We start from the raw sequence: 304 nt of genomic DNA on the forward strand, positions 1-304 counted from the left end.
GCAAAGAACCGCCCTTTTGCATCATCCCATCCACCTTGAATGTGAGTGGTGACTAACGATGCAAGCTCTGCAGTAAACAAACGTTCATCCAGCCTTGCGGCGAGATAAACTTGCCCAGCATTACGACCTTGAGTCTCTTGGAAGTCAGCAACCACTAACCAAGGTTCATGAGCCAAACTATCATCTGCACTGATCACCACGCCGGTACCATTACTTAATAAAAAGCCCTCATGACCGCGAGCCTTAGCAATACGATCCGGGTAAGCAAGTGCTAACAAATAGCTAATATCACGTGTGGATGCAT

The 304-nt window shown here is 47.4% G+C and carries 1 protein-coding gene; it reads right to left on the bottom strand.

The window, feature by feature from the left end:
- Positions 1-304: hypothetical protein (locus tag AAEY72_RS14405; RefSeq protein ID WP_352311193.1), on the bottom strand; the 304-nt coding region annotated here is incomplete at both ends.

It is taken from the genome of Psychrobacter sp. W2-37-MNA-CIBAN-0211, assembly GCF_040309405.1.
GTDB classification, from domain to species: Bacteria; Pseudomonadota; Gammaproteobacteria; order Pseudomonadales; family Moraxellaceae; genus Psychrobacter; species Psychrobacter glaciei.